Source organism: Veillonella sp. (genome assembly GCF_019414865.1).
Classification (GTDB): Bacteria; Bacillota; Negativicutes; order Veillonellales; family Veillonellaceae; genus Veillonella.
The window spans coordinates 1-6,446 of sequence record NZ_DXLG01000090.1; the positions used below are offsets into that span (position 1 = coordinate 1).

The following is a 6,446-nucleotide window of genomic DNA, read 5'->3' on the forward strand; positions in this document are numbered from 1 at the left end:
TACTAGTACTCATATATACGAATTATCCTCTCATCAGGGAATAATCTATGCTTTTTAGCCTTAAACTCTGGATTGTTATTAGAATCAAAATATTCAATCGTGTTTCTTAACTGCTCATGAGTAAAAGGACTCGTACTTGGATTATATACAAGCTGATTAAATACAGCATACCGTCCATCATATGCAGCAAATAGTAAATTAGATTCCTTATCTGGATTGTATGAATCCACTAACATTCCAGGCAAGCCATTATTCCATACCGCTGAATAAGTAGGATTTTGTAACTCATCAAAGATTCCCCACATACGCCAATATACTTGCAATGTGTGATAGAAATTATACTCTTTATCTACAAGTACTTTATTTTCTATATCTTTACTATCAGGATGATCTACATCTAAAGGAATAATCTGAATAGAATACCAAATATCTCCTATCTCATACACTATAAAAATATTGTTATCTAACATATAGAACATCTTCAACTCTGCACCTTTAGGAATGCGGAATGTCATGCCTTTACGAGTAATTGTGTCTGTATATGAATCTATATCCTTTAAACTCTTCTTACAAGGAACCTTCCTTCCCACAGGATACGATAAAAGAGTAGTCTTTTTCTCATCATGAATGAGCTTATCCGTTGAATGATACAATCTGCCCCGAACTAAACTAACTTCTTCAGCATACGTTTTTTCTTCACGTAAATACCCCTTAGCTATGTCCTCTGACTTCATTCTTTCCAAATGTCTTTGTAAATCAACTTCAATCTTATCATTAGTTTGTTCACTACTAACACACTTCTCTTTAGCACTACCAGAAATATCACTTTGAGTAACCGGCTCTTTTGCATGTACTTGTGAAGCCATAAGACTTATCAATAACAGTGCAGCAATGTATGAATATATTCTTTTCACAATACAACTCCTTAGCTTTATAACAACCACTACAATCAACTTCAATCTCTACTAGTATTGTACCTTTTAATACTTGTAGAATCATCAAAGGGGCTGTAACAAAACAGCCCCTTTGTTCCAAATTTTATATACAAACTCTGCCCAACTCTAATGATACATATCTATATCTACAGTAATCATTCGCGTTCGTTCCGGATTAAACATAAAGTAAATCACTCTTGGCTGGTCATGATCAAAGTTATGGTAAACAACATATACTACATATTTCTCAGCTGATACTCGAGTGCTATAATAAAAATCTTCATTAGGATCATCACCGACACTCTGGCTGCCATCAATTAACCAGGGAAATAATTTCCAGTTTTGTCGTTGAATAGTGATAATCTCATAATAATTCTTTATGTCACTAACCAATACATTTTTATCTTTTGGATATGTAAACGAATTAAGTACTTCAACTGTAGTATCTTTATCCCTGCCATTTATAAACGAATACCAAGCATTAGATTTAACAGTTTCCTCATACCTTGAAATCGTTGCTTTATCACCATCTAATACTAAACAGCTTTGATTCCCTCCCATTCCAATTACTTCAGCAGAAGAAATCACTTTCAAACTCTCAGGTAAAAACTTAGGTGCTTGTAATGGAGACGGAATATACCCCGCCTTAGATGAAGGCCATGTAGAGTGCCACCGTTGAGTATCATAATGGGATATTCCTACAGCAGAAAATACTAAAGTAACAGCTAATGTAGGAAGCATACACAGAAAAAAGATAACATAAAAATATGATAAAAATCTTTTACGTACAGTTTTCTCACTATCAATAACTCTACATTTTTCAAGCAATAATACAATCGTGGCGATTAATAAAATCAGATAGTACACCCCAGAATACGAGATATAATCTGAGAAGAAAAATGTTAATACCCAAAGAATTATAAAAAACCATATACTCTTTCTATAAGGATTAGAAAAAAACAATTTCTTTAAGTAAATTAAACACTGTTGCATTTACGATCTCCACAACAATACCTACTCAAATTACTTAGATTGATAAAACACAGCCCATGTCCCATCATTACTAATTAACAATTCCACAAAATGAGGTCTTTTAGTATTCCCATCATCTACAAAGACATATAATCTATGATTTTTAGTAGAATTATAGGTGTCGTTCACCACTCTTTTCGTTTCTTTTCGAGGTGCAAAGCGTAGCCACTCAATAAAAGTCCGTTCTGGCAAATTGAGGGATTCTTCTTCTATACTCTCTACAATACTATAGCTATTAGGGTGAGATATAAAACGCTTTTTCTCCCTAGTATCTAAATCACGTAATACACCATCCGCATCAATTTGCGCTGTATAGGCTGCATTTTGCTTTGCTATTGCCTCATATTGAGCAATTACTTTAGGGTCCCCCTCAAGTACAGTATATCTCTCTGGATATGCATTAGCCCAAGCTAAACTACTACGAAAAGCAGACGCTCTATAAATACCGTCGGGAAGTTTTTCTGGTCGTTTTAACCCCTCTGGTAGTTCTCCACTATTAGGCCACCCCTGAGTCCAATCCATGGTACTATACTCGAAGGAATCAAATTGCTCAATGCTTGTTTTTAAGTCGTACCTAAACCAATCGCTTAATAACCAAGAAAAGCTAAGGGTAAAGGCAATATACAAGCACCAGGCCAATTGAGTGTGCCTTTTTTCAGATATAGACTGCTTCTTAAAACGAACATATTGTAATAATAAACTCAATAGTATCGTTATACCAAATACAATATATGTAATAGGCGCTATATTAAATAGCACTACCACAATTGCAAACAACACGCATAGTAGAACTGTTAATAGACCATAAAATCCTTGGAACAAAACTCTCTCCTATTATGGACAACACATAAAACATCTTCAGCACTTAAAACATCTTTTTATACAATGCTTCTATATCTTCACGGCTTATTTTAGCTACTGTATTAGCTATATTGCCTGTAGCTACAACGTATACATTATCTACGAGCCATGGAATGTCTTTTTTCATAAATCCTAATTCTGTAAGGTTTGTAGTAAGGCCTAGGTCATGTACGATTAAGCGTAATGCTTCGCCTAGTTCGGAACCATCTCCGTGGTTAAATATCCGAGCTAAGACACCAAATTTATCAGGGTTTGCACTCCATGTATATTCCACCGCAACAGGTTCAATAATAGCAAGGCCTACACCATGGGTAATATCTTTAAGGCCACTGGCTGGATGTTCCATACCATGTGCTAATGTTACACCAGCTGTGTTAATAACCATGCCCCCAATTGTGCTAGCTAATGTAACGGACTCCCAAGCTTTTGTAAGTTGAGTTTCGTTGAGAACAGCTGGTTTGCCTTCCGCCGTTGCTTTCACATGTTTATATAGTGGTACAAGGTATTGTGCTAATAAGGTTACAGCATAATGAGCTAACGCATCGGTAAAAGGTTGCGCCGTTTTAGATGTGTACGCCTCGATGTTGTGGCATAGTGCATCAAAGCCTACAGATGCCAATACATGAGGTGGCATTGTACCCATTACAGCAGGGTCTACAATAGAAACCTTTGGCACAATAGCATTGCAGCGTAAGGATTTCTTATCACCTGTTTCAGGATTAGTAAGAACACCAAAACCGTTGCCTTCAGAGCCGGTACCACAAGTCGTTGGAATAACAATAAGAGGCAGCGCATTATCACTTGTTTTACGATTGAAAATATAGTCGTTAATATCGCCTTTATTCACCGCCATAAAGGCAATCCCTTTGGCACAGTCCATGATGGAACCACCGCCGATAGCAATAACCATATCACAGCTTTCAGATTTAGCTAATGCAGCGCCGTCTAAGGCAGTTGTGGTCAATGGATTGGCATCCACTTGATTAAACAATACATGACCGATATGAGCTGCATCAAGCTTTGCTACCACCCGGTCATATAAACCAGATTTTTTGGCACTAGTACGACCAGTTACAATAAGTGCTTTCTTACCATACGGTGCAGCAAAATCAGCAACATTATCTACTTTATTCCAACCGAATTGGATGTTTACAGGTAAAAAATAAGAGAATTCCATGTGATAACCTCTTTTCTTTGAAAACTAGTTCTTAGTGTTATTGTAAAGGATATTTAAAAGCATGTAAAACCTCATAGGGCTTTCACCAGAAAACAGGTATACTAATAATAAGAGGGGTATTTATATTTATATTTATAGAGGGAGAGAACATCTATGAAATTTGCCATTAAACATGTATGGTCTTCGCTGCGGGACCTAGCAACGCAGTCGCCTATATTACTGGCATTAATTGCCATATTTTCATGTATACCGTTATATATTGAACAAGATTGGTTTGCCGAAATCGACATTAAGCTATACTCACTGTATTTCTTTATTGTTATATTACAAAGCTATATAACAAGGGCTCGAAAGTTTTCCATTTTATATACCTTAGTAAGTATCGGAATCAGCGTTGGCCTTTATATAATTCACAAAAGCTACGGCTATGTGCGAGGTATTGAACTAGCTACGGAAAACATATCGTACCTATGGCTGTACTCCATGATTGCCTTGTATTTCACATCGCCTGGTGAACACTACATCGGTGAAATCATTAACCGCATCAAACGGATTGGCATCACCCTTGTTACGTCTACGCTATATAACATTGTTATCATCATGAGTTTATGGTTCTTCTTCATCATCGTGGAACAACCATTCAACTTTGAAGAAACCATTTTTAAGGTACTCGCATCCATTAATATATTCATTTGTCTATCTATGGTATGTTCTTACAAAGAGGATCCCGCAGGTCCTCCAGCGCCAAACTCATTTTTTACTGTTGTATTCGGCATCATCTTGCCTAAGGCGTCGATTATTACAGGCATTCTAGCTAATATCTATTTAGTCTTGATTCTGTTAGGGCTTCGAGAAGATACGCGTTTCTTCTATACCTACTATCCGTATGTAACCATTTTCTACCTATTCTACTTGGCTAGCTTTAGATCTAGTGAAAGTAGCAGAACACAGCAAATCCTATGCTTCTTGTTCATTACGCTAACTACACTGTGCTTAGTTCTTATCGGTAAACGTGTGATTAATGAACCAGTTCTCTGGCTCAATACGATTTACGTAAGTGCATTCAATCTAATCTTCTTAATACATAATGTATATTCTCTTGTGAAGGGTTTAAAACCTTCTGTACACACAACTGTTATGGCTCTTGCCTTAGGTGCTGTTCTCTTGACGCCATTCATAGGCTATACAACGTATCGTGAATTTGTGACCTATACTAAAGTCGATGGCAAATGGCATGCAAGCCTACCAATAGCTGCTACCTTTGATCCTAACTTCACGGACTATGGCACACCATATGTCCCTGTAGATGATTTAAAACTGCCAGATACCAACCCAACAAACGGCAGACGCGTCGAGTATATCAATTTTGATGCTTTGTCTGCACCAAAGGTTATCTCTATTGCAGGCTACGATAAATACATTGAAAACATCGAATTAATAGTCTACGAAAGAGACCTTAAGGAATACGAAGTAGAATCTGCCAACTTCGACTCCATCTCCTTCAAGTTCCTCAACAAAGGCCTTGATTTAGAGGTATCTCTACCAAATGGAGTAACAGAGGTTCATCATATTTATGATAAGTTCCTTACCGTCGATAAAACAACCATCGATCCTGTCATTATAGAAGGCACTGGATACAAACTATTGATTACATCGTACTTCATAAACCAATTCGATACACGTAAACTTAAATTTAATGTACTATATAACTAAGATTCCATAATCATAAATATAATAAAGAAACAATATCTTATTGTAATAGTAGGCACAATATAATATTGTAATAGTACAAAAGCAGTACCCCACAGGGGTACTGCTTTTATTCATTGATCTAACTTGGCTAGAATATCTTTGGCAAAATCTTGGGCCGCTTTAAAATCGTCTTCATTTGGGTGTACTGCAGCTTGTTTGTGACGTGCATCGCGATCAGCAGATTGGCCATGGCTATGCCCTTTCGGGAACATTTTATACATCATTTCGATGACCTTAGGATCTACCTTACCTTGGCAGATAAAGGTGCCTACAGGCTCTACGCCATCGGGTAAACAGTTTGCTGCATTGATTAAACTCTCCTTAGCATGTGCCATTTGCGGTGGTACACCAGCCGTAGCAAACAAAGCAATATGAGGATTATGTAATGTACCGAGTACATCACGAGCCTCTTTATTTGCTGTTCCTTTATCCACCCAGAATCCTACAAACACAAGATCGTAAGATGATACATCGATGGGCAATTCTTTCATAGATACACATGGTGTGCCTGCTGGTAATACGCTAGTAATAGCCTCAGCTACTTGTTTAGTATTTCCCGTAAGGGATGAATATATGACAATAGACTTCATGTCTTACCTCCTAATTAGTATATATCTATTATAGGGCATATATAACAGGCATTTAATAAAATAAATCACAATTCTATATGCAAGTACACTCTACTATAT

The 6,446-nt window shown here is 36.9% G+C and carries 6 protein-coding genes; 1 reads left to right on the forward strand and 5 read right to left on the reverse strand.

Annotation, left to right across the window (positions count from 1 at the left end):
- Positions 1-2: 2 nt before the first annotated feature.
- The 4 genes from QZ334_RS06160 to QZ334_RS06175 form a co-directional block, all read right to left on the reverse strand.
- On the reverse strand, positions 3-866 hold the full coding sequence (locus tag QZ334_RS06160) for a hypothetical protein (RefSeq protein ID WP_295232827.1): 864 nt from the start codon (positions 864-866) through the stop codon (positions 3-5).
- 195 nt (positions 867-1,061) lie between these two features.
- Positions 1,062-1,928 carry a hypothetical protein gene (locus tag QZ334_RS06165; RefSeq protein WP_295232830.1) on the reverse strand — a complete coding sequence of 289 codons (867 nt, stop codon included), beginning with the start codon at positions 1,926-1,928 and terminating at the stop codon, positions 1,062-1,064.
- A gap of 30 nt (positions 1,929-1,958) precedes the next feature.
- Positions 1,959-2,789 (reverse strand): hypothetical protein, encoded by an 831-nt coding sequence (locus QZ334_RS06170; protein ID WP_295232832.1) that lies wholly within the window; start codon positions 2,787-2,789, stop codon positions 1,959-1,961.
- 43 nt (positions 2,790-2,832) lie between these two features.
- Entirely contained in the window at positions 2,833-4,005 is a 1,173-nt protein-coding gene (locus QZ334_RS06175; protein WP_295232835.1) for an iron-containing alcohol dehydrogenase, read from the reverse strand.
- A 153-nt stretch (positions 4,006-4,158) separates the two neighbouring features.
- On the opposite strand from QZ334_RS06175, the gene QZ334_RS06180 reads away from it, so the two are divergent.
- Positions 4,159-5,718, forward strand: coding sequence for a hypothetical protein (locus tag QZ334_RS06180; protein WP_323758625.1), 1,560 nt, complete (start codon positions 4,159-4,161; stop codon positions 5,716-5,718).
- Between the two features lie 110 nt (positions 5,719-5,828).
- On the opposite strand, the gene QZ334_RS06185 is transcribed toward QZ334_RS06180, so the two are convergent.
- Positions 5,829-6,347 (reverse strand): flavodoxin family protein, encoded by a 519-nt coding sequence (locus QZ334_RS06185; RefSeq protein ID WP_295232841.1) that lies wholly within the window; start codon positions 6,345-6,347, stop codon positions 5,829-5,831.
- Between the last annotated feature and the right edge of the window lie 99 nt (positions 6,348-6,446).